20 protein-coding genes and 1 pseudogene are annotated in these 20,834 nt (G+C 56.7%); 10 read left to right on the top strand and 11 right to left on the bottom strand.

Translation table 11 applies throughout. The features are described from left to right. Nucleotides 1–92: 92 nt before the first annotated feature. The 4 genes from DSM14862_RS20085 to DSM14862_RS20070 all read left to right on the top strand — a co-directional run bounded on the left by DSM14862_RS20085 (nucleotide 93) and on the right by DSM14862_RS20070 (nucleotide 3,762). Nucleotides 93–434: a plasmid mobilization protein gene (locus tag DSM14862_RS20085; protein ID WP_007120982.1), complete on the top strand. Its 342-nt coding sequence runs from the start codon at nucleotides 93–95 to the stop codon at nucleotides 432–434. Next, nucleotides 428–2,209 carry a hypothetical protein gene (locus DSM14862_RS20080; protein ID WP_243254679.1) on the top strand — a complete coding sequence of 594 codons (1,782 nt, stop codon included), beginning with the start codon at nucleotides 428–430 and terminating at the stop codon, nucleotides 2,207–2,209. The genes DSM14862_RS20085 and DSM14862_RS20080 overlap by 7 nt, the downstream gene beginning before the upstream one ends. 140 nt (nucleotides 2,210–2,349) lie before the next feature. Next, on the top strand, nucleotides 2,350–3,264 hold the full coding sequence (locus tag DSM14862_RS20075; protein WP_007120986.1) for a hypothetical protein: 915 nt from the start codon (nucleotides 2,350–2,352) through the stop codon (nucleotides 3,262–3,264). Between the two features lie 327 nt (nucleotides 3,265–3,591). After that, nucleotides 3,592–3,762, top strand: coding sequence for a hypothetical protein (locus DSM14862_RS20070; protein ID WP_007120987.1), 171 nt, complete (start codon nucleotides 3,592–3,594; stop codon nucleotides 3,760–3,762). A gap of 496 nt (nucleotides 3,763–4,258) precedes the next feature. Here the strand turns inward: DSM14862_RS20070 and DSM14862_RS20065 are convergent, their stop codons facing one another. The 8 genes from DSM14862_RS20065 to DSM14862_RS20030 form a co-directional block, all read right to left on the bottom strand. Next, nucleotides 4,259–5,260, bottom strand: a complete 1,002-nt coding sequence (locus tag DSM14862_RS20065; RefSeq protein WP_243254678.1) for an IS30 family transposase — start codon at nucleotides 5,258–5,260, stop codon at nucleotides 4,259–4,261. A gap of 202 nt (nucleotides 5,261–5,462) precedes the next feature. Then, nucleotides 5,463–6,155, bottom strand: coding sequence for an SDR family NAD(P)-dependent oxidoreductase (locus DSM14862_RS20060; protein WP_279291306.1), 693 nt, complete (start codon nucleotides 6,153–6,155; stop codon nucleotides 5,463–5,465). Nucleotides 6,156–6,162: 7 nt separating this feature from the next. Beyond that, complete coding sequence (locus DSM14862_RS20055; RefSeq protein ID WP_007120991.1) at nucleotides 6,163–6,879, bottom strand: GntR family transcriptional regulator; 717 nt, start codon at nucleotides 6,877–6,879, stop codon at nucleotides 6,163–6,165. Further along, nucleotides 6,876–8,165, bottom strand: coding sequence for a TRAP transporter large permease (locus DSM14862_RS20050; RefSeq protein WP_243254676.1), 1,290 nt, complete (start codon nucleotides 8,163–8,165; stop codon nucleotides 6,876–6,878). The genes DSM14862_RS20055 and DSM14862_RS20050 overlap by 4 nt, the downstream gene beginning before the upstream one ends. Then, nucleotides 8,158–8,679, bottom strand: a complete 522-nt coding sequence (locus DSM14862_RS20045) for a TRAP transporter small permease subunit (RefSeq protein WP_243254675.1) — start codon at nucleotides 8,677–8,679, stop codon at nucleotides 8,158–8,160. Before DSM14862_RS20045 ends, DSM14862_RS20050 begins: the two co-directional genes overlap by 8 nt. Nucleotides 8,680–8,730: 51 nt before the next feature. Next, complete coding sequence (locus DSM14862_RS20040; RefSeq protein WP_243254674.1) at nucleotides 8,731–9,717, bottom strand: TRAP transporter substrate-binding protein; 987 nt, start codon at nucleotides 9,715–9,717, stop codon at nucleotides 8,731–8,733. A gap of 34 nt (nucleotides 9,718–9,751) precedes the next feature. Continuing rightward, nucleotides 9,752–11,389 (bottom strand): hydantoinase B/oxoprolinase family protein, encoded by a 1,638-nt coding sequence (locus tag DSM14862_RS20035; RefSeq protein ID WP_007121342.1) that lies wholly within the window; start codon nucleotides 11,387–11,389, stop codon nucleotides 9,752–9,754. Beyond that, nucleotides 11,386–13,452, bottom strand: coding sequence for a hydantoinase/oxoprolinase family protein (locus DSM14862_RS20030; protein ID WP_007121343.1), 2,067 nt, complete (start codon nucleotides 13,450–13,452; stop codon nucleotides 11,386–11,388). The genes DSM14862_RS20035 and DSM14862_RS20030 overlap by 4 nt, the downstream gene beginning before the upstream one ends. Nucleotides 13,453–13,615: 163 nt before the next feature. On the opposite strand from DSM14862_RS20030, the gene DSM14862_RS20025 reads away from it, so the two are divergent. From DSM14862_RS20025 to DSM14862_RS20005, 6 genes are all read left to right on the top strand, one after another. Then, nucleotides 13,616–14,047, top strand: coding sequence for a FadR/GntR family transcriptional regulator (locus DSM14862_RS20025; RefSeq protein WP_322790857.1), 432 nt, complete (start codon nucleotides 13,616–13,618; stop codon nucleotides 14,045–14,047). A 21-nt stretch (nucleotides 14,048–14,068) separates the two neighbouring features. Continuing rightward, a complete protein-coding gene (gene dctP, locus DSM14862_RS21835; RefSeq protein ID WP_007121345.1) occupies nucleotides 14,069–14,668 on the top strand; it encodes a TRAP transporter substrate-binding protein DctP in 600 nt (199 codons plus the stop codon). After that, nucleotides 14,586–15,038: a TRAP transporter substrate-binding protein DctP gene (dctP, locus tag DSM14862_RS21830; RefSeq protein WP_322790856.1), complete on the top strand. Its 453-nt coding sequence runs from the start codon at nucleotides 14,586–14,588 to the stop codon at nucleotides 15,036–15,038. Before dctP (DSM14862_RS21835) ends, dctP (DSM14862_RS21830) begins: the two co-directional genes overlap by 83 nt. A gap of 12 nt (nucleotides 15,039–15,050) precedes the next feature. Beyond that, nucleotides 15,051–15,380, top strand: a complete 330-nt coding sequence (locus DSM14862_RS20015; protein ID WP_007121347.1) for a TRAP transporter small permease — start codon at nucleotides 15,051–15,053, stop codon at nucleotides 15,378–15,380. 166 nt (nucleotides 15,381–15,546) lie between these two features. Beyond that, nucleotides 15,547–16,140 (top strand): TRAP transporter large permease subunit, encoded by a 594-nt coding sequence (locus DSM14862_RS20010; protein ID WP_243254673.1) that lies wholly within the window; start codon nucleotides 15,547–15,549, stop codon nucleotides 16,138–16,140. A gap of 47 nt (nucleotides 16,141–16,187) precedes the next feature. After that, a complete protein-coding gene (locus DSM14862_RS20005; RefSeq protein ID WP_007120994.1) occupies nucleotides 16,188–16,889 on the top strand; it encodes an IS6 family transposase in 702 nt (233 codons plus the stop codon). 116 nt (nucleotides 16,890–17,005) lie between these two features. On the opposite strand, the gene tnpC is transcribed toward DSM14862_RS20005, so the two are convergent. The 3 genes and pseudogenes from tnpC to DSM14862_RS19990 form a co-directional block, all read right to left on the bottom strand. Next, on the bottom strand, nucleotides 17,006–18,643 hold the full coding sequence (gene tnpC, locus DSM14862_RS20000) for an IS66 family transposase (RefSeq protein ID WP_040701937.1): 1,638 nt from the start codon (nucleotides 18,641–18,643) through the stop codon (nucleotides 17,006–17,008). 208 nt (nucleotides 18,644–18,851) lie between these two features. Continuing rightward, nucleotides 18,852–19,004: pseudogene (locus DSM14862_RS19995) on the bottom strand (IS6 family transposase); the annotation flags it as partial. Nucleotides 19,005–19,138: 134 nt separating this feature from the next. Beyond that, nucleotides 19,139–20,695, bottom strand: a complete 1,557-nt coding sequence (locus DSM14862_RS19990) for a glycosyl hydrolase family 28-related protein (protein WP_007120997.1) — start codon at nucleotides 20,693–20,695, stop codon at nucleotides 19,139–19,141. Nucleotides 20,696–20,834 lie beyond the last annotated feature (139 nt).

Genomic DNA, 20,834 nt, shown 5'->3' with positions numbered 1-20,834 from the left:
TCTCCTGTTGATCGGATTTGCTGGCTCATAACTTTTGAGCAGGCACGTAGATCAAGGCCCCCTCCTTGGGCCCAAAAGCAGGAAGTAACGATATGGCCAAAACGACCAACGCAAAGCGGCATGAGCGCGTAAAGGTGAATGTCACATCCGCCGAAAAAGCTGAGTTGGTACGCCGCGCTGAAGCGGCCGGGCAGAGCCTGTCGGACCACTTGCGCCATGTCGGTCTTGGGCGTCGGTCGGGGGCATCGCCCGAGCAGGTGCTGCAGCTTGCGGGGCTGCTGGAGCAGGTGCTTGAGATGCTCCAACGTCTCGCGGGGCGCTTTGAGGGTGAGGACGTCGAGGCAATGCTGCTGCTTGTCCAGCTGCAACGGATCGAACGCGTCGTTTTGATGCTCGCGCCGGTCGGGTTTTCTGTGAGGTCTAACCCGTGCTGATTGGTTGGTCCCCCCATCAAGCCTCCGATGATCCCCGCCAGCCTGCAGCTTATCTTCTTGATAGGGCGGTGTCGAAAACGATCGGGGTGCAGCGGGAATGGGAGGTGAGAACGCCGGCCCCCGAGCTCCTTTGGGGGTATCCGAGTGTCGTGCAAAGTGCGATTGCAGCGCTTCGCTTCCAGCGCACCACGCGCACCGCGACCCTGTCATTCGATCGTTCCGACATTGATGTGGCGCGCTTCAACGCGGGTGAGAAGACGGCGCGCTGCTCTATCGCGGTGGTCATCGATCTGTTCCTCGAGGTTGCATTCGCCGGAGTGCCTGTGGCCTGCCGCCCCTCGGTCTTTGTCGGCACACATACCCATACAGGGAGTCTAGAGATCAACATCGTTATGCCACGCTTTGTCCGGACAGAGACCGGTAAGCTGCGCAGTTACAATCCCCATCCTCCGATGCGGGGCAGCCAGAACACCTTCGACGCATTGGGTGACTTTTTGAATGCTCAGTTTGACTGGGCGAACCCCCGGGCGCTGGAACGCGCGCTTGCGATAAAAGGCCCGGATTGGGCTGAAAAACGCGTCGCGGCAGCGGAGCGTCACGGCGTGAAGTTCACGCCCGATGCGGCGCCAAAATTGTTTCTCCTTCAGGCCGCTAGGATGATCGCGGCAAGCCGCCATGGTCAAAATCGCCCGGGATTTCTGAGTATCTTTCGGGACGTCGTTGCAGCCACAAGGCATGAAATTCGCCTCGGGCCGGGAGACGCAATAGCGTTGGTCTCGGAGACAGACCCGCACCCATTCGTGCTGCGCGGTGCCAGTCTGGCCAGAAGTGAAGCGATCCCGTCTGAGCCCGCGCCGCCGTCGTTACCGGAAAGCGTGCTTTCGAAAAACTGGCAGCGCCGCGCAGCATGGAATGCTTCCGAATATGCAAATGGTGTTTGGACTGAGCCTGAGCCGGAATGGGCCCACCGGGTGAGGACGCCAAGGTTGGTGCTCCCGTCTTGCCATCCTGATTGCTCGAAACCTGTCGCGCGGCCACACCGCTTTGCGCGGCTGGCCGACCGGCTCGCGGTAGGGTTGCGCCACTTACGCGCGCGCGTATCTCGCATGGCTGCGGAACACGTGATCGGCGGCTGCCTTAGTATCATCGATCGGACACCGTTCGGTAAAATCAGAAACAAACTGGAGACCATAAACTATGACATTACAGACATCCAAAGCGAAGAGCCTGGAGGTGTTGATGGAGGAGCTCTGCGTGCTGCTTTATCGCGTCTTGGGAAGCGAAGCAGAGACAGAAATGGCGTGCAAGATCCAAGACCTGATCTCGGAAATGACAGGGATCAGGATGGCGATGGAGCGGCACACAGATGTGCTGGCCCAAGCCGCAGCAACGATCAAAATCGCGCAGCAGCAGGCACAGAAACAACAGATCCTGTTCGAAGGAATGACAGCGATCTCCCAAGATATCGCTTGGATCCGGGCGCAGCTCTCGCAAGACCCCTTCGCGCCGTAGACGTGATCCGCGCCATGTCTCAAGCTGCGTCTGAGATTTTCCCCCAGGCTAAAGTTACGATCAGCATGGGGCATAGGGGGGATTTCAGACTGGCAGGTGCAGACTGGCAGATTATTCTCTCTCGCGGTGGAGAGGTGGCCGGGGCGGGGCAGGTCCCCGTGCAAAGTTATCATCTTTTTGTTGAGAGGCTGGGTGAACGGTTGGCCCTCCCACTGATTTCGTCCGATCCAGTTGATCTAGAACACGGCTGTCTGTCACCTTAGTCAGCAACTCTCGTAAATGTTCAGCGCAGATTTCGCACCAATGCCAGAGTGACCCTTATAAATCCGCATGATACTTCTCTTGCGACCCGCTCTGGTTGAAGTGCGGTTTGAGGTAGGGGCTGTTTCGGGAGGTGTGTTTTATGAATGCGCGAGGACCGGACTCGGAATGGGCGTTGCCAGTTGCCGAGTTTCTCTCGAACAACCTCCCACAGCTGCCGGACGGCGGAGGGTGGAGCCACATGTTTTGCTCAGCTTATCAAATGGGCTGTGAGGCGCTGGCCCTACTGGGGCAGGCCGAAGAAACGGACTGGGGCGCGATCCCGAAATCTGTTCGGAAACTCCCCCGGAAGCTTCCGAGATGGGACGACATTTCCGTCGTTGTCCTGCGGCTTGCTGAACAACGAAACCAATTGAGCTATGCCCCACCCGGCTCCGGGGAAAAGCTTCGACAGGTGAAGGGCGCGGGCGGTTCCGTCACCGACCAAGAACTTTCTATGCCGATCTCAGAGACGGGAAGAATGGGCCCTGCGCGGGCCGAGCCAGAAGTTCAGTCCGTTCTCACAGCCCTCGGCGTGATCGCAGATCGGCGTTGGGCTGCGCGCGCTGAAGCTGTGCTTTGGCGCGAACAGCCGAGGGCATGGAGATTGGACATTGCAAATGACCCCGGGTTCGAACAAGCTTTACAGCATGCACTCGACACGCAGCCCCCCAATGTGCGCGAAGAAATTGAGCGGTTGTCGGTAATCAGCGATGACGATATCGCGGTCGCTCATGAGCGGTATCTGAGCGCTGCCGTGACCGTTCACGGGATGCGAAGGTTCGAAAGGTCAAATGGCCTGCATAGAACACCAGAGCAAGTCCGGGAAAATCTTGCGGCGTTACGGCAGAATGAACTCGATTGGTTGTTCTACCGGCGCTGGCGTTTACAGGATGGCTGGCTAAACGACGATGAGGCGGCGATTGCAATTGAGATATTTCACGACCCGCTGGCGCAGCAGATGCGTCGTGCAGTGGTCGGTCGTCTCTGGCCGCAACAAACTGAAGCGCCAGAATAGAATTATCCAGCAAGTAGCCTTGATTTACGCTGATTGGGCAAAGTTGAGCGCAATACTTGTCCGCCAGATCACTGGCGATCAATCCAATCTGGATAGGAATGCGGGCACGTGTGTTTCGGCGGTCGATGGCATCAGCGCTGACATGACCGCTCATGTCAGCGCTGACCTGAGCAATGACTATTTTTGGCTGATCGGGTTCAGGATTGGCGTTTGTAAAAAGTTAACTCCGAACTAACCGCAGATGTACCGTTTGAGTAGTTCCTCAATTTCCGGAAAGTCTGCGCCCGACGCCGAAAACCTCATTGTCTAGCGATACAGGACTACGCGATGAGGGGCAAAGCGGACAGTATCACTGAAATGGCAAAATTAGATGTAGAAGGCTACGACGAACGCGATCAGCCACAACATGCCAACAGCCACCGCAAACGCAATGCGCTCGCGCGTCCATCTACGTGCCTGCCGCTTCGTATCTTCGTCATCATCAGCCATGACGAGTAAGTGGACTGATCCAATACGATGGCAAGCAAGCTGACTGAATAATTTGGCTAGCTCACTTTGGGACGGCGCTAGCTGCGCACTACGTAACCGACCACCTCATAGACGGCATAGCACCAGAGAACGACTAAGGTCGCGACAGCCAACCAGTATGACCACCGCCAGCGGCGAACTTTGCGAATGAAGCTAACTTCATCCTCGTTATTTTTAGAAGACATTCGGCTCTAACGTACTTTCTCTAATTTGGGTACGGTTCGGGCCGCTTTCGCTAGCCTTCTATCAGATGTTGGGAGGGGCGCTATAATCTATGACAACTCAAAAGGACTAAATCAGTCTGACGTCAGCGCCTATGGGTCCAAATAGGGTCATTTGCTAAAATAGGGTTTGTTGCTCATCGTAGCCACCGTGGAGTGGACGGTGAGGAAGACAACGAAAAGCCCTGGCGAGAAGTGTGAGCGATACCTGAACCGCGACTCTTGTCGAGCTCAGGGTAGGGGCGTCATCGCATTTCCTCCAATATCTTTTCGCGAAAGACCTCGGCTGGCGTTTTCCATCCAAGGCACTTGCGCGGCGTGTTGTTGAGGCGATCACAGATCACCTTCATATCGTGATCTGTGCATTGCCGGATGTCGCGTTTGCGGGGTAGCCACCTTCGAAGGCGTCGGTTTGTGTTCTCGACTGTGCCTTTCTGCCAGGGGCTGGAGGGGTCGCAAAACCACGTCTGGGTTCCGATCTCGGCTTGGAGATGCGGCCAACTGACAAACTCGGTTCCGCGGTCAAAAGTGATGGACCGACGGGCGACGAGGGGGAGGTCTTTGATGGCACTCATGATCTTGCCCATAACCGGCTTGGTGCGCTTGTTGGGGTTCTTCAGGATCACGGTGAAGCGGCTGACGCGCTCAACCAGTGAGGTGACGTTGGTCTGGCCAAGCTTCTGTTTAAACAGCATCAAATCAGCTTCCCAGTGGCCAAACTGGCGGCGATGAGCCACATCATCCGGGCGAAATAAGATACTGACATCGCGGTGGAATTTGGGTTCTCTGCGCCTTCTGGTGCGACGTGGCCTGCGGGCGACACGGTGGGTCGGTAGATACCACCACAGGTCTTCGCGCTGACCTTCTTTGGAATAGATGTAACGGTAGATGGTTTCTTGGCAGACCCTGAGAGGAGCGCATTCGTGGATCATGCGGTTACTGATCTGCTCTGGTGTCCAACCGTTTTTGATGCGCTCGATCACGCGCTTGCGGAGCTCTGGATGTTTGATCAATTTGCGCTCTCGAGAACGCCGTTCCGCTTGCATCAGGTGCGCGGCGGCACCGTAATAGCCGTCGCATCCCGGCATGCTCTCGTCCGAGAAATGGTTGCGCTTTAGCTCGCGAAATATCGTTGATCTGCAACGCTTCAGAACGCGCGCCATCTCGTCAACTGGGACCTTCGCGTGCCTCCACCGTTCTATCTTGCGTCGTTCTGTGATACTCAGTTGGTCGTAAACGGCTCCCATACCGATTCCTCTCATTAGATAAACTATTGTTTTCTAACAAGAGTCGCACTTGAGGGTAGCGCGCGCCCGCTACACAAAAAAACGCCCATAGGGTTAATTATGGTAAATGTATCACTCGTGTGCCCCATGGCATACGGGATGTGAAAGCCTCCCTTTGGTGCATAAAACTGAAAATGTACGCACATTGATTAGAGCGTAAAACTTAAAAGATATGAGATATACTCGCACCGCCGTCCTGCGAAATAACTTGCCCCGAAACAAAACTAGCGTCGTCGCAAGTCAACAACATTGCCATCCCCGCGACTTCCGCCGGTGTCACTTTACGTTTCGCCGGGGTGACACTTACCCAATCGGATATAAGTGTGGCATCTGAAGGCACCATTCCTGCTGAGACCGCCCCAGGGGCGAGCGCGTTTACCCGAATGCCGTATTCGGATAGCTCAGTTGCCATCACCCGCGTCATGGCCTCGATCCCAGCTTTTGACGCGCCATAGGCCAGACGCCCCCGAACGCCATATTTGGCATGGATCGAAGACATCAGGAGAATACGCCCGCCCCCGCTAACCATTTGGGATGCGACCTTCTGAGCAATGCGAAAGCCGCCCAACAGATTGATGTCGAGAACCTCGGAAAACTCGACATCAGACATTGTTAGAAACCCATTTGCGCGAAAAACTCCGCCCGAGTGGATCAATACATCAATACCGCCCAGAATATCCGTCGCCTTGTCGACCGCCTGGGCCACAGAAACGGGATCCGCAAAATCAACGGCAATCCAGGGCGCGCTGTCACTCTTCACTTGATCGAGGTTCACTACCTTGTCCCCGCGGGCTAATGCCGCCGATACGATGGCCGCCCCCAAGGCGCCGCTGCCACCAGTTACAACAGTGCGCAACCCAGGTTTAGTCAACTTTCACATCCGTTTGCAGTTGAAACCTGTTGGGGTCGAATATCGCGACTGAGATCTCTATCAGAATGCCTTTCCGATCATACAGCTGGGCAACAATCTGCAGCGCTGGCGCATCGGGCTCAAGCCCGATTACCTCAGCCACATCCGCTGGACAGCGGATGGCCTGCGCGGATTGGCTCACGCGCCCGACAGCAAGGTCAAATCGTTCTTCTATGATGCGAAATACAGAGGGCTCGCTTTGCTTCAGTACGTGTTCGATTCCAGCGTAGCGCGCAGGAACATACACCCGTGTGCTGTTGAACGGTTTTGCCTCTCCCGGCAATGTACGGGTGCCACTGATTTCTAGCCAATGACCGGTCTCGCTGTCGTATCCATGCAAGTGGGAAACTGCGTCTGCCTGCACGGTGGTGGTTCCGCTGAGGGCCAGATCGGTGTCCCGCCCTAGGCTTAGAAGCTCGTGCAGACCGGTTGTGCTCATGTTGAATTGCGACTTGGGCCGATCGGCGATGATGGTCGTACCCGCGCGTTTTTTGCGCTGCAAAACGCCCACCCGTTCAAGCTCCGAAAACGCCAGTCTAAGGGTGGAGCGGCTGACGCCCAGTTCTGAAGCATAGTCGGCTTCGGGCGGTAGTTTAGCGCCTACGCGCAGCTTGCCTGACTGGACCTCCATCAGGATCGCCTCGACCAGCTGTTGGTGCAGGATCGTCATTGCAATGTCCTAGGCAACCACAGCGCCAGATCAGGGAACACGGCCAGCAGCAGCGCAAAGCCGAGCAAGATGCCAAAAAACGGCAGCGCGGCCCGTGCGATGGTGCCGATGCTCTCTCCTGTCTGTGATTGAATAACAAACAGGTTGAAGCCGATTGGCGGAGTGATCTGGCTGATCTCAACGGCAACGACGACAAAGATACCAAACCAGATCGCATCAAAGCCAGCTGCCGTAATCAGCGGCAATGTAATCGGCAAGGTCATCACTATGATAGATGTGCCATCAAGAAACATACCGAGAACTGCGTAAAAGATCAGTAACACCACAATCAACGCCATCGGTGACAGTCCAAAACTTCCGATTTGACCTGCTATGGCCTTGGGTATCCCCAGAAAGCCAAAAGCAGAATTCAAAAGAGCCGCCCCGATCACGATCAATCCGATCATAGCAGATGTGCGCACGGCGCGCCGACCTGCGCCAAGCATCGCACGCCAACTGAACCGTCCCATCAAAACGGAAATCAAGACAGCACCGAGAACCCCCAGTGCAGCCAATTCGCTCACACTGGCAAATCCCAGATAAAGCGCACTCATAATCGTCCCGATCAATATGACGATTGGACCAATATCACGCAGACCGCGCAACAGATCGCGCCCGCTGGGACGATCAACAGCAGGTTGAGTTCCCGTGATGGTCTGATGTGCCGCGATATAGAACATATAAAGGGCCGCAAGCGTCAGACCGGGAACCACGCCTGCGATGAACAGCTCCAGGATAGATTGCTCGGCCACTACGCCATATATGATCATGATGATCGAGGGCGGGATCAAGAACCCCAGCGTGCCGGCTCCTGCAAGTGAGCCTATTGCAAGTTGCCGGTCATATCCACGCGCTTGCAACTGAGGCAGGCTGACGTTGCCAACAATGGCCGTCGTCGCAGCGGACGATCCCGAAACCGCAGCGAAGAGTGTGGAGCCAACGACGTTGACGTGAAGCAAGCCTCCCGGCAACCGTCCAACCCACGGTGCCAGGCCCGAAAAGAGGGACCTGCCCAGTCCCGCGCTTACCAGAACTTCACTCATCAGGATGAACAGCGGCAGCGACAACAGCGGGGTTGGGATCAAAGCGCCCCAAATCACACCGCTGCTGAAAATCTCCATTGGAATATTCGGCTTAAAGATCGACAGCAACAGATACCCCGTCGCGAACAGGGACAGACCGATCCACACGGAGCCCGCCAGCAGGGCAACAAAAAGCAGACCGGTAACTAATGCGATTTCAAACATCTGCTTGTTCCTTGTCAGCGTCGCGCCATTCATATTTGCGGTCGGTTGAACGCCGGATCAGCCGCGCCAAAAGATCAAGCCAAAGCTGGGCAAAGCCCCACAATACAAATAACTGGGGTATCCAGAGCGGCGTCTTGGAAACCGACGTGGCTAATATGTTGCGCTCGAAAGAGGCTGAGGTTTTGGTCCACATCGCAAAAACAATTGCTGCCACGATGAACAAAGCAGCCAGATTGGCCAGCATATCCAACCATTTGGTGGCCCCTGCAGGCAGCTTTTCGGTAACAACCGTGATCCGTACATGCACCGCCGTTCGGATCGCAGGTCCTGAGGCCAGCGCAAAAATCGCGGCCATCGCGTATTGGCTGTATTCCCATGTGAACGAAAAGCTTTGCGCCTGCGCACGGGCGACGACCTCGGTCAGCATCAAAATGCAATAGCCGAAAATCAAAGCAACGGCAGCAAGCTCGGCCAGTCGCGACATACGGTCGATGAGGAGGAGGAAACGGGTCATGATAATAGAGACACGGTGGGGCGGACGTATGGTCCGCCCCGTCGCATCTGCTTACTTACCTGTCTTCTTAGTATAGGCTTCGACAACGGCCTGCGCTTCCGGCGCGGTTTTGAAAAAGTCTGCCCACATCGCCTTCCCTGCTTCGGCCATCTTTGCCTTGAGACTTTCATCAGCGGTAGAAATCACCATGCCGTTTTCGACCAGAACGGCGGTTTGCGCTTCGTCCTCGGCTGCCGAAGCGGCCCAGAAATCGGCTTCCATATCCTCCGCCAGCCCCTCGATTGTCGCGCGTTCTTCATCGGTCAATGCGTTCCATGCATCAAGGTTGACGGTCACAGCATCAGGTGACATGGACCAGTTCAGCGGATTGAAGTTCTCCGTAAACTGGTAAAGCTTCGAGTTAGCGCCGGTCGAGGTCGAGGTGGCGGCTCCATCAACGGTGCCCGCAGCCACGGCTGTCGCCAGTTCTTCAAAGGGCAACTCGACAGGAGCGGCTCCCATCTTTTCGAGGAAAGTGAAGGAGGTCGCGTTGAACGCACGGATGCGCTGACCGGCCATATCATCGGCGCTGACAATCGGCTCTTTGGAGTACACACCCGGCGACGGCCACGGCACGTAGTAAAGAACCTTCTGATTGCGGCGTTCAAAAATTGCGTCATAAGTGGGGCCCGCCACGTCCAGCCAGACGTTCATCTCGTCCTGGCCCTGGATCAGATAAGGCAGGGTATCGACTCCCAAAAACGGCTCTTCACCCGCTTGAAGAAATAGCAGCATGTCGGCCATCTGGACGATTCCGGTTTCCACTGCCACCAGCTTTTCAGTGATTTTCACACCGGTCTCGCCAGACAAATGCACAGTGATATCCACCGAGCCATCTGTCGCCTCGCGTACAGCGTCCGCAAAAGCAATCGCGCTTTCGCCGTGAAAGTTATTGGCTGCCCAGGCGGTCGACATGTCCCATTTGGCTTCCGCGAAGACAGCAGAACTCGTTAGGGTCAACGCGGTCGTTGCCGCAATAATTTTTGTCATCGTTGTCATTGGAGGTTTCTCCTGTTGGATGGGAAGAAGCTTGTTATTCTTTTACTTTATAGAACGTTTGGGCGGCCTCACCTGAGACCAAACCGTCGAACAGATCCTTTTCCAGGATCTTTTTGTTTCGGTGAGCCGGGTCGCCATATCCGCCGCCGCCAGGCGTTTGCAGGATCACGCGTTCCCCTGCCGGAATTCTGTACATGCCCTTGTCGGTTACCTGAGTGCCATCACTGATGGCTACCTTACCGTTTGCACCGCGCTGACCGCCTTGGCGACCTTCGGGCCCGGAATTCAGGCGCTCGAACGCGGCTGCTGACATGAACATATCTTCATTGATGCGAGACCCGATTTCGATGCGTTGACCTAAGCCACCACGATAGCGTCCTGCCCCGCCGCTGTCGCAGATGAATTCCTTGGCGTGATAGATCACAGGGGCTGCAACCTCGGCGGCCTCGACAGGAACCGAGCCGACACCTGAAGGAAAGGCCGTGGTCGACAGACCGTCTGTGCCGGGCCTTGCGCCCATGCCGCCAAGGGCGACGTTCAGTGACGAAAATGCGGTCCTTCCCGCGCCCGAAAGCGATAACGTCCACAGAGCACCGGCACTTTCGGCCAAAACCTCGCCAGGCAGAGCCTGTTCAAGGCATCCCAGCATCAAATCAGGCAAGGCCTGCCCGATGACATGGCGCGCCGACACGGGACTGGGCCGTTCAGCACTAACTACTAAGCCTGGCTCGGCGGTAATTGTAATTGCATCAAGTGACGCTTGATTGTTCGGCACCTCGGGCGTCAACAAGGCACGGATGCCGAAGGATGCATAAGCTGCGCTGTAGTTCAGCGGGCAGTTGATGCCGCGGACAACGGCAGGCGTAGAACCGGTGAGGTCCACGGAAATGGTGCCATCTCCGATTGTCATACGAGCTTTCAACATGATCGGCGCATCGTAGCCATCAAGCATCATGGTGTTTTCGTAAATACCTTGCGGCGCGCGCGCCAAAGCTTTTTTTGTGCCCATGGCAGAGCGCTCGAAGATGAACGCGGCGATCGATGTCAGATCACCCAGTGCGTATTCTCTCATCAGATTCAGGAGCCGCGCAACACCAGTGTCATTGCACGACAACAGCGACAGGATATCGCCTCTCGCCTCGTGCGGCACGCGCGAGTTTGTTGTGACAATCGCCAGCAGATCCTCGTTCAGATCTGCACCACGGCGCAAATGCATTACGGGGAAGGTTACGCCTTCTTCATATACCGACGCCGCCTCGGCCGACCAACCGCGCCCGCCAATATCCACGATATGACTGGTCGACGCGAGATAGCCGACAATCTTACCATTCACAAATGCGGGCGTGACCACGACAAAGTCGAAGACATGCCCTGCTCCCAGCCACGGGTCATTCGTGACCAACGCGTCGCCTGGTTTCAAGCTGTCAGCCTGCACGTGCGCCAGCATCGCCCGTACAGACGCCGCCATCGTGTTCACATGCCCCGGCGTACCGGTTACGGCTTGAGCCAGCATGTCACCGTTGGCGTCGAACACACCTGCGGACAGATCGCCTGCCTCGCGCACGATTGCGCCGAACGCCGCCCGCATCAGAGCATTGGCCTGCTCCTCGCACACTGAAATGAGGCGGTTCCAAAGGACGTTCTGTGCAACGATGTCCAGATTATCGCTCATGCTTCACTCCGGTCCAGAATAAGATGACCTTCACTGGAGGCGCGCACCGACCATCCGGGACGTACCAAAGTGGTGGTTTGATCTTCCACAACAACCGCCGGGCCGCTTAAGACATCCGCCCCAAGTGTTGCCCGTTTTACGATTTGATAGCTGATCCGCCTTTGTGCCGCTAGATCGAACACCATACGTGTGGTCTCCGCTGCTTCGGACCGCTGAGGCGTGAAGGGATGCGTGTCCAGTGCCCGTTTTTCGCGGGCGGTCAAACTTACAGAGACCAGCTCCACGGGGATGTTTTTCAGCGTAAAGCCGACCAGCACGTTGTACCGCTCGATAAACTCAGCTTCTAACTGATCCACATCTATTCTAAAACTGTCATCGGCGGGATGTTCTAGCACCACCTCAAGACCCTGACCCTTATAGCGCAGCTCGACTTTAACGGTGGTCACCACATCATCTGCAGGCACGGCTGTCCCCACGATAGAGCGGACATAGGCCAGCTGGTCTACCACACGCTGTGACAATTCAGCCGCGTCGACATCGTGCAGCAGTTCCATCACCGAAATCGCACTCTCGAACGCCACAGGAGAGCGCAAGAACCCCACCGCAGAACCGACGCCCGCGTTCTGGGGAACGATGATCCGCCTGATACCTAGCTTTTCTGCGATGCGCGCTGCATGAAGCGCCCCACCTCCCCCTGTGACCAGCAGATCGAAGGAGGCAATATCATGGCCCAATTCGATCCCGTGAACGCGCGCTGCATTGGCCATTGTCTCGTCGGCCAATTCAATGATCCCGGCGGCTGCGGTATCGACATCTCCAATGCCCATCGGGGCCTGCACATGATGCGCAATGGCATCTGGCGCATTGGCCGGCGTCAATGAGATCATCCCGCCTGCGAACCCTTCGGCTGCAATATTGCCGACGGTTAGGTGGGCGTCAGTGATTGTCGCATCCTTGCCACCCCGACCATATGCTGCCGGTCCTGGATCGGACCCCGCACTGCGCGGTCCGACCTTAAGGCGTCCTAGCGTATCCACAGCGGCGATAGAGCCGCCACCAGCCCCGATCTCGACCAACTCAACCGTGGGCACACGCACTGGCAAACCGCTGCCCTTCACGTCGCGCCATGCGCGGGCCACTTCGAACCGGCGTGTGGTTTGCGGATTGCCGTCGCGGATAAAACAGATTTTTGCAGTGGTGCCACCGATGTCGAGTGACAAGGTTTTGGTCGATCCGACCTCGCGCGCCACATGCGCCGCCAGCGCAACCCCACCCGCCGGGCCACTTTCCACCAACCGGATCGGAAAACGCATGGCTTGTTCCAGCGTGGTCAGACCCCCTCCAGACAGCATCATCAGGAATGATCCGTCAAAACCCAAACCGTTTAGCTCGGATTTGAGCGCACCAAGATATTGAGACATCAGCGGGCGCACGTAAGCATTTGCGCAGACAGTGGAAAAACGTTCATACTCGCGAATTTCACAGGCAACATCCGCACTTTGGCAGATCGTTATAGTATCACCAAATGTCTGCTGCAAACGATCCGCGACATATTCTTCATGAGCAGGATTGCGATAGGAATGCAGGAACCCGATGGCCACCGCCTCGACGTCCTCGTTCTTGATCTTTGCGGCAAGTGCGTCAATCTCTGTGTCCTGTGGTGCTTGAAGGACGGAACCGTCTGCCAAGATGCGCTCTCGCAGACCCAGGCGCAGCGGCCGGTCAACCAGCGAGGTCGGCATTTCGATGTCCAGATCGTACTGCTCGAACCGCTTTTCGTAACGCATGTCCAGCACGTCGCGGAACCCGGCCGTCGTGATGAATGCCGTCTTTGCCCCACGACGTTCAATCAGCGCATTAGTGGCCAATGTGGTGCCATGAATAACGGCAGAGATATCACCATGGGATTTACCAAGATCCGACAGTAGCCGCCCTACACCATCCAGCGCTCCCCGGTCAGGCGCGTCCGGCGTGGTCAAGACCTTGACCGAGCTGAGCCCTGTTGCAGTTTCGGCCACGACATCTGTGAACGTGCCGCCAATATCTATCGAAATCTTTACCATCCAAAGAATAGGTACGTACTTATAATTTTAAGTCAACATGATTTTACCTCAAGGACTCTTAGCATGGGCGGGAGCGCATCTTGTGAGCCAACCATAGATCCGACAAGGCGCGGGTATTTTCGTCGCCAAACCACAGCTCCTTGCGCTCATCGATCCCAGCCTTGTGACATCCACCGAACGTCGGCGCCTGCTAAAACAGACGATTGTGGCTCGGCGCGGTGTCGAAATCATGATCGCAGAACTGGCAGTAGCAGAGGCCACAGATGCCGCACTTGATGGGGTCGAATCCTATCTAAAACACGCCGATTCTGACCTTGTGCGGACGAAACTCGCCCACGCCATTGACCTCGAGTTCGAGAAGAAAGTCGCTTGGGCTACTGGCAACCCATATGTCGCGGCCCTGCAAGACGAAGCGCACCGCTATTTTCGGGCTGTCTGGGAGGCCGAAAAAATAATGCCGCACAGCGCAGATGTCCGAAGCGCACAACACTGGGAAATTCTTGCGTCCCTCAGGGCACGCGATTCAAAACGCGCGGTCGAATTGATGACCGCCCACCTTGATGCGCAAGGCCTAGGCAATAATCCATCAAACTAATCGGTTTTCAGGGAGGAAAACATGACATTTAGAACCACACTTGTTGCCGCTGCGATCAGCGTTGCAGCGGTCCAATCAGTGCAGGCCAAAGACATTACGGTCGGCACCATTTTGAATTCAAATGATGTTGCCATTCAGGCCATGCAAAAATGGGATGACCTGCTGACGGAACGCACCGAGGGGCGTCTATCGTTAAACATTATTGCGGGCGGTGCGCTTGGCGGCACGCGTGAGCTCGTTCAGCAATTGGCATCGGGCGAAATCGACGTCAACCTCAGCGCCCCCGTCGCTCTTCAAGAAGCGGCCCCGACATACCAATGTTTAGAGGCGGAATATGTCTTTCGTGACGAGGATCACGGGTTCGCCGTTTGGCGCGGCGACATCGGCAAAGCGACGTCGACCCGTATGCGCGAAGACTACGGAATTGAAATCGCCGCTGTCGGGCGTCGTGGAAGCCGGAACGTCACAGCCAACGTTCCCGTTAAAACCCCCAAAGACCTGACTGGTGTAAAAATGCGCGTCACCAATTCGCTGCGCAGTGAAGTGTTTTCTGCCTTTGGTGCTCTGCCGCCCCGCTTGCGCTGTCGGACTATATGGCGGTCTGCGTCAAGGTGTGTTTGACGCACAGGAAAACCCGCTATCGACTATCTATTCGCTGCGGTTTCATGAAGTACAGAAATACATTTCGATGACGAACCACATCTGGACCTATACCATCACCTACGTGAACAGCGATTTCTACGAAGGCCTTGGTGAAGACCGCGCCGCATTTGATGATACGCTGAACGAAGCAATGGAGTGGCTATACGACGCTGTTGCCACCGAAGAAGCCCAAATCCGCAGCGCCTTGGAAGAAAGCGGTGAGGTCACGATCGTCGAACCAGACACCGCACCTTTTGCTAAAATTGCCGCGCCTATCGTGGCCGCGTTCGCAGAAAAGAACTGTGAGCCCGGTCTATTGGACGCGGTCAACAACACCCGCTCTGAATAACGGACACCCCAAATGAAAACCTTTTCCAGACGCTTCGGAAGCGTCTGGCTCGGCATTTCCTCTGTTCTCCTTACGGGAACATTTTTAGCAGTGCTGTGCCAGGTCTTCTTCCGCTATATCTTCTCTTTCCCCCTTGGGTGGACCGAAGAAGCCGCTCGGATCCTCCTTGTCACCTCGGTCTATGCCGCGCTTCCTGCGGCCTATGTCCGAGGCGAACACATCATCGTCGATATTTTTGTAAACAAATTCCCGACACAGCTACGCCACGGCTACATTTACGGGCTGAAAGCCATTGTTTTTTGGTGTGCCTCTATCTGGCAATCGGTGCGGTCCTCCAAATGACGGCCAGTGCAAGCATGACCTTTGTGTCGATGCCTTGGTTGCCGGTCAGCATCTTGTACGTCATTCAATGCGCCGCGCTCCTTTCCATGGGGGTCAGCGTGATCCTGACATGGGCAGACCCACACGCCTACACGCCTGATCCTGCGCAAGTTTAAGGAGATAACTGATGCCTATTGTCCTAACTCTAGGCTTGATTGGTGCGATCATGGCCGGGCTCATGATTGAGATTTCAGCCGCGTTGTTTTCCATTATCGGCGGCGGGTTGCTCTTTGGCAGCCCCTTTGACCCGGTTGTCATGAAAATCATTTCGCGGCTCTCTGTTGATCGGATCGACAACTTTCTTCTGTTGGCGGTGCTTTTTTTCATCCTCGCGGGCCGCTTGATGAATTCCGGCGGCGTCACCGTGCGCCTGTTTGATTTTATCGCCGCTTTATTCTCTCGATTTCGGGATGGGCTGGCACATGCCAATGTTTTGGCAAGCTTTGTATTTGCAGGCATGTCGGGTTCGGCCACAGCGGATGTTGTCGGGCTAGGCGCTATTGAAATGAAGGCCATGCGCGAAAAAGGCTATGACGAAGGCTTTTCTGCCGGGGTCACTGCGGCTTCGTCTATCTTGGGACCAATTTTGCCGCCCTCGATTGTTCTGATCGACTATTCTGTTCAGGCTGAACAATCCGTGGCGACGATGTTACTCGCGGCTGTTGGACCCGGGGTTTTGCTGGCCGGGCTTTTCATGGCCTATGTCGGTGTTGTCACGTAAACGGGCCTGAGGTTGCTGGTTCTCTGATCTGGGCGTAGGCGGTGTCGATGCAGACACAGAAAATCCGCTACAAACGCCATCGGTTTCCGCCTCAGATCATCGCTCATGTTGTCTGGCTCTACGTCCGGTTCAACGTGAGCCTGCGCGAAGTAGAGGAGCTGATGCTGGAACGTGGCGTGGACGTTTCGTATGAGACGATCCGGCGCTGGACCGTCAAGTTCGGCCCTCTGATCGCCCACGTTCTACGGCGGCGGCAGCCGCACCCCGGCAATGTCTGGCATCTGGACGAAGTCGTTGTGAAGTTCTCCGGCCGGTCATACTGGCTCTGGCGTGCTGTCGACCAGCACGGCGTGGTTCTTGAGGAAATCCTTCAATCGAGGCGAGACAAGCGCGCCGCCAAGCGGCTTTTGGTCAAGCTGATGAAGCGTTGGGGTTTCGTGCCCAAAAGGATCATTACAGACAAACTGCGTTCATATGGGGCCGCCAAGCGCGAGGTCGCGCCTGGCCTTGATCATTGGTCACACAAGGGGCTCAATAACCGCGCCGAGAACAGCCACTTGCCCTTCCGGAAAAGAAAGCGGGCGATGCAAAGCTTCCGATCGCCGGGTGGATTACAACGCTTTGTATCTATGCAGTCCGCAACCCGCAATTGCTTCTCTCTCCCTGCCCGCCGCCGCTCAGCCCTCGCCATCCGCTACCATCGTCTCGAAGCACTCGAGGCGTGGAAATCCGCGGCACACGCCGCTTGATCAACGAACAGCATGCCAACGTGCAAACTCGGCGAGTTAACGTGACAACACCGTGCGGAGCCATATTCTCTAGTCAAAGTATAGATGAAGAGTAACCGCGCCATTGGTACCGCAGTTTACGCGGCTTGACTGCTTGCTTCTGGGGTTAGCGCCTTCCAGTTCCACGGCAGCAGCTCATCCAGCTTGTTGATCTTGTGGTCGTGGATGCGGTCGAGAACGTCCGCGAGATAGGCCTGTGGATCGAGGCCGTTTAGCTTGGCTGTTTCGATGATGGTCATAGCGCGGGCCAGGGTTTCCGCACCTGTGTCGGCCCCTGCAAAGAGCCAGTTCTTTCGCCCAATACCGATCGGACGCAGAGCCCGCTCTGCTGGATTGTTGTCGATGGCTACGCGACCATCGGTCAGGAACAGGCTGAAGGCCTCCCGTCGACTGAGGCCATAGCGGAATGCTTTAGCCAGATCGCTCTTGCCGGGAATGCGCAAGAGTTGCTGTTCGGACCAATCAAAAAAGGCCTCCACCCTTGGTCGGCTCAGCCTTTGACGGGCTGCAAGGCGGGCCTCTGCTGCCTGGCCGTTGATGTCGCGCTCAATATCGTAGAGCTCACTAATCCGGTCGAGCGCCTCGCGCGCGATCTCGGACTTAGTTGAGGCCCAAAAGTCGTGGAAGTCTCGTCGTAGGTGCGCCCAACAGGCCGCCTCGTGCAAACGCGGTGAGCCATCGGATTGAGGCGCGTAGAGCTTGGCATAGCCCTTGTAGCCGTCCGCTTCCAGAATGCCGCGGGCATTGGCCAGATGGCTTAGAACGTGCTCTTCCTTCCAGTTGGGAGCGAACCGATAGACAGCGCCAGGTGGCGCGGCTCCCGCCCACGGGCGCTGGTCACGCACGTAGGCCCAGACCCGGCCTTGCTTCACGCCTTTCCCCAATCCTTTGTCTCTTCTGGAGCGGTCCAATACCCGGATCGGGGTATCGTCCGCATGCAGAAGGTCGCTGCTCAGGATGTCCGCATCGATCCGCTCTATCAGCGGCGATAGTGTCTTCATAGCGCGGCCGCACCAGCCCACGAGCGTGCTTTCGGGGATGTCGGCCCCCATACGCTCGAAGATTTCATGCTGGCGGTAAAGAGGCAGATGGTCGTCGAACTTCGAGACCAGCACATGCGCCAGGAGGTTCGGCCCCGCCATGCTGCCTGAGATCGGACGGCTGGGCGCAGGCTCTTGCACCATCCGTTCGCAGCGCCGACAGGATTTCTTGATCCGGGCGATCTGGATCACCTTCATCTGGGCGGCGATCATGTCGAGCAGTTCGCTGACATCCTCGCCCACCACACGCAGATCGCCCCCACAGTCTGGACAGCACGCACCTGGGTCAAGCTCACGGCGTTCCCGCAGGGTCGCATCAGACACACGCGGGCGGCGACGTAAAACAGGGGCTGATGTCTCCTCCGGAGCTGGCTCGTCCAACCCTTCGTCGATAGGACTTTCATCCTTCTCAGCGACTGCAACCAGCAGATCTTCCAAAGCCAGTTCCAGTTGCTCGATCTCGCGCTCGACCTTCTCCGACGATTTGCCAAAAGCCAGCTTTTGCAACTTGGCGATCCGCAGGCGCAGCGTCTGAACCAATTGATCATGGGCCCGCAGCGTAGCTGACATCTTGGCGTTTTCCGACGCAATCTGAGCATTTTCAGCCTGCAATGCCGCAATCATCGCCTTCAATTCGGCGGGATCATTTGGCAGTTTTTTGGCTGAGTGTGACATGCGCCTGACTACCAAAATTTAGGCGCAAACACCATATAAATATAGCAGATAGGAAGCTAAAATCACCCTACGGGCGCTACATGACGCTGGAAACCGTCGCCGCCATTTGCGACACTACCCCTATGGACCCGGCGACAATCGCCGCCCTGTAACTGCGGCCAAGCCATGGCCGAAGAATAAAGTTACACCATTCCTTGGGACACTATCCCACCCAACGGTTCAGAGTAGCGTGGTCGACCACCGCACCGCGCTCCGCCAGGATTTCTTCGAGGTCACGGTACGACACACCGTATCGCACGTAGAAGAAAACGGAATGCAGGATCACGTCCTGCGGAAACTGAGCACCTTTGAACGACACCATCTGACGAACCTCATCGGCAAATCACGCTGCCTGATAGACCATCACGCCAAAGTTTGCGACAGAACCCAATAAACTCTCCGGAGCGCCCTAAGAGCTGACTAGGCCAGCGCGCGGTGCCTTTGTTGCGCGGCGGTCTAAACGGGGCGGCCGTCCTGGTCATGCTGCGGCTGGCCGTCTTTCATGCGCAGGATCCCCTCCTCGTCGACCCAAAGGTGATACCGCCCGAGCCTCAGGTGCTCCTCATCCCACCGTTCGCTTAGAGCTTTCGTCGCTTTCGATCGCGTTGGGGCGGTGCTATCAGCCTCTTCGACGACGGGTTCAGTCTCACCTTTGCTGAAGGTGTTAGGGCCGAGGATAATCCGCCCGTCCCGTACTGGGTCCCGCAAGTAGCCTTCTAGCACGACCGTTTCCGCGTTCTCCCCTATCGCGCCAAAATTGTTATGCGCGATGACGAGCTCTGACGTGGAGCGGACCCGAACCGCCGCCTTCGCGGAATAGGAAAAATCACAGGCTGTGATGATCCAGCCTTGGCCTCGCCGCCGAAGCCCTCCACTGACGAAAGAAATGTGGTCATGCTCCTGCCCATAGGCAAAAGCGCAACCGATGAACTTTCCGGAACGCCCGCCGCGGATCAGAACTTGTGCTGCGGTTATAATAGCGCGTTGCAGCCCGTGAAACTTGCACGACACGAAGTTTATGCGCCGGGAAAAGAAGTCGATCTCTACCTGATGATGCCAGCTTGCCTCGAACTGGCAATTGACAAAGTTGAGGTTGTTGGAGCTGTCACATTGCTCTGAGCAGCCTATCCAGATCGCGGAGGTTGGCGCCACAGGCTCAAGGCCAGCAGCTTCCGAGCCCGCCGGCTCTTGCCGACCGCAGCCGATGAACCGGCAGCCTGAAAAGTTCGAATCCCAGTAGTTGTCAAGCGTGAGGGCACGCCCGTCGAAGTTCAGCCAGCGGCATCGCTTCCAATCGATGTGATAGGCAAATCTGACGAGGACAGCATCGCCACGAAAGCGGCGATTGCGATTGACAAAGGTAAGCTCGCTGAAGGAGATCCATTCGATTCGCCCGCGCCCCGGCTCTCCGACGATGCTGATGAGCGGTTCCGGGATCGACGCAGCCAGGAGGATCCGTGTCGTATCCGCATTTTGGCCGATGATGGCGAACCGCTTATCACCCGCCGCAAAAGAAATGATCGGTCCACTCACCCTGTAAGTACCCGGCGGGAAAAATAGCGTGGAAGCGCCTTCCTCTCGCAAAAAGGCAAAGGCCGCGCGGATTGCATCGGTGTCGTCTCGGCTTTCATCACCTGCCGCGCCGCACTGGCGAACGTTCACAACGCCAGCCTCCGCACGCATGCGCCACGCCGCGCCGTCAGCGGAGCGGATATCGTCTGCGCGGGGGGTGATCTCCACACGCTGAAAAACCGCGCCACCCCCATCACCGATACGCGCGTAGCCAAGAGTATTGATCGTCTTCGCGCCCACTGGAACCTCGGTAGCAGGCAAACTCTGCGTCGTGGCGAGAGTTAGGTGATCGGCATCCCAGGGGCCGATCGCGCTCCCTTCCGCCGAACCTGCAAGCGTCACCGCGCCCAGCGCACCGAGGGCCGCGCCGGTTAGAATAGCACGCCGTTCTTCGCTCCGCGCGCGCTCATCCTTCTGAATTGACGGTGGCCCATTTTGCATCAGCAACCTCCGGGGCAAGCGTTCACCGGGCGTCCCCCCCGGCTGTAACTTGCATTGTTTCTTAGCCGCCAAAAGGCGTTTCCAATATGACGCATCATGATCACAACATAATTACTTTGAAATAACTAGCTTCTTTGTC

Origin of the sequence: Sulfitobacter indolifex, assembly GCF_022788655.1 — a bacterium.
Lineage (GTDB): Bacteria > Pseudomonadota > Alphaproteobacteria > Rhodobacterales > Rhodobacteraceae > Sulfitobacter > Sulfitobacter indolifex.
The sequence above is the reverse complement of the archived record's forward strand: the minus strand, read 5'-3'. Positions and strand labels throughout refer to the sequence as shown.